Origin of the sequence: Parabacteroides sp. CAG:2 (genome assembly GCF_000436315.1) — a bacterium.
In the GTDB taxonomy this organism is placed as follows: domain Bacteria; phylum Bacteroidota; class Bacteroidia; order Bacteroidales; family Tannerellaceae; genus Parabacteroides; species Parabacteroides distasonis.
Map to the genome: position 1 here is coordinate 1 of NZ_FR885308.1, position 1,895 is coordinate 1,895.

The 1,895-nt window shown below is 35.7% G+C and carries 5 protein-coding genes; all 5 read left to right on the forward strand.

The genetic code is table 11. The features are described from left to right. Positions 1-32: 32 nt before the first annotated feature. Positions 33-191: a phage head closure protein gene (locus tag QVP94_RS12345; RefSeq protein WP_288213265.1), complete on the forward strand. Its 159-nt coding sequence runs from the start codon at positions 33-35 to the stop codon at positions 189-191. Further along, positions 184-684 (forward strand): hypothetical protein, encoded by a 501-nt coding sequence (locus tag QVP94_RS12350; protein WP_022192718.1) that lies wholly within the window; start codon positions 184-186, stop codon positions 682-684. The genes QVP94_RS12345 and QVP94_RS12350 overlap by 8 nt, the downstream gene beginning before the upstream one ends. Beyond that, a complete protein-coding gene (gene gp17, locus QVP94_RS12355; RefSeq protein ID WP_022192719.1) occupies positions 681-1,082 on the forward strand; it encodes a tail completion protein gp17 in 402 nt (133 codons plus the stop codon). Before QVP94_RS12350 ends, gp17 begins: the two co-directional genes overlap by 4 nt. Further along, positions 1,063-1,524, forward strand: coding sequence for a phage tail tube protein (locus QVP94_RS12360; protein WP_022192720.1), 462 nt, complete (start codon positions 1,063-1,065; stop codon positions 1,522-1,524). The genes gp17 and QVP94_RS12360 overlap by 20 nt, the downstream gene beginning before the upstream one ends. A gap of 64 nt (positions 1,525-1,588) precedes the next feature. Then, positions 1,589-1,882 (forward strand): hypothetical protein, encoded by a 294-nt coding sequence (locus tag QVP94_RS12365; protein WP_022192721.1) that lies wholly within the window; start codon positions 1,589-1,591, stop codon positions 1,880-1,882. The last annotated feature ends 13 nt before the right edge of the window (positions 1,883-1,895 follow it).

A 1,895-nucleotide genomic window follows, 5' to 3' on the forward strand; every position in this document is an offset into this window, starting at 1 on the left:
CTGGAAACAGACAGAACCAGAATAATGAAATAATCCACTGCTATACAGTTACCTTTACTATAAGGCTATATCACAAAGTTAATGAGCAAATGCGAATTATTTGGAATGGCAATAAGTACAGGATTCTTAGTATTAACCGAGAATTATATAAGCAATCAATAACCATAGTAACTGAATTGATAAATGAATAATATAGAAGTAGATGCCAGACAGGTTACTTCTATGTTTGCAGATTTGACAAGCAGACAGCAAAGGCAGGTCTATAGAAGTGCTTTAAGAAAGGGTGCTGGTATCTTAGTCGGTGAAACTAAAAGACAGCTAAGGCAGACTTTAGGCAGAGCAGCTTCTAGTAGAAACTGGTGGAATGGTAAGACCTTAATAAGTGGAATCAAAGCTAATGCTGATAGAAACGGAGAAGAAGCTAAAGTACATATTATGGGTGACTTTAGATTAAAGTTCTTTGAAATGGGTACTAGAGTTAGAAGAACCACTGGTAGTAATACTGCATCTGTTAGAGGTCGGAATCCTATTAGAAGGCAGAGAGCAGCAGCCAATAGAGGTAATATCAATGCAGCACATTTCTTTAGAACAGCTAAAGCCAATAAGGAAAGGGAAATCTTTGATAATATGGATAACCTTATAAGCCAGTCAATTCAGAGAATAGCTAATAGGAACAGACGATGAGTTTACAAGTAGGTAAAGCTATCTATAATATCCTTAGTAATGATGCAAGGGTTATAGATAGTGTAGGGCATAAAATTTACCCTTTAATAGCTGATACAGGTACTACATTTCCATTCATTGTTTATAGAAGAACAAGTATAGAACCATCTGATAGTAAGGATAGATTTATATATAGTGAAGATACTTATGTGGAAGTGGTTATAGCTTCTGATAAGTACAATGAATCTATAGAAATTGCTGACTTGGTTAAAAATGCCTTACAAGGTAAGAAGGGTAACTATTCTGGTATTAACATACACGATATTAGAATGACAAATGCAGATGAGGATTATATAGAAGATACATTCATTCAGAACCTTACATTCAATATAAAGACAAATGGCAGGACAAGTAATTAATGGTGGTGATTTGATGCTGTTTATAGATGGTAAATCTATAGCATTTGCAACAAGCCACAAACTAAGTATAAACGTAGAAACAGTAGAAACCACTTCTAAAGATAGTGGTGGCAAATGGGTGTCTAAAGCAGCCAGAAAGATTAGCTGGAACTGTAGTACAGAGAACCTTTATTCTAATGACGGTGAAGGTATGACATTTGACCAGTTATTTGACAAGCTGACAGCCAGAACACCTATTGAAGCTGTATTCTGCTTAGAGAAAGATTATGCAGCAAAGAAGGATGAAGTACCCGAAGGCGGTTGGTTGCCTTCTACTACTGGTACATATTCTGGCAAAGTGATTATTACAGCTTTGGAAGCCAATGCACCTAACGGAGATAATGCAACATTCACAGCATCATTTGAAGGTGTGGGGGCACTTACAAAGACTGCTACAGCTTAATATAGAGCCTTTATATCTCTAGGTTATGGAGGTGTAAAGGCTTTCTTTTTAAATACTTATTGATATGACTATTAAAGGACAAGACTACAAACTGAAATATACACTTAGAGCCTTATTTATCTATGAACAGATTACAGGTAAGGCATTTGAGTTAAAGACTATTACAGATGAATATCTATTCTTCTACTGTGTCTTAATGGCTAATAATCCAGACAGTTCACTAACCTTTGAGGAACTGATAGAAGCCATAGATGAAGATATGGGTATTATGGTAGAGTTCCAGAACTTCTTAAAGAAGGAACTGGAGAAGCAGCAGCTATTCATTACTAATAATACGGATGCTAAAAAAAAGTCCTAACCACTAAGGAGAT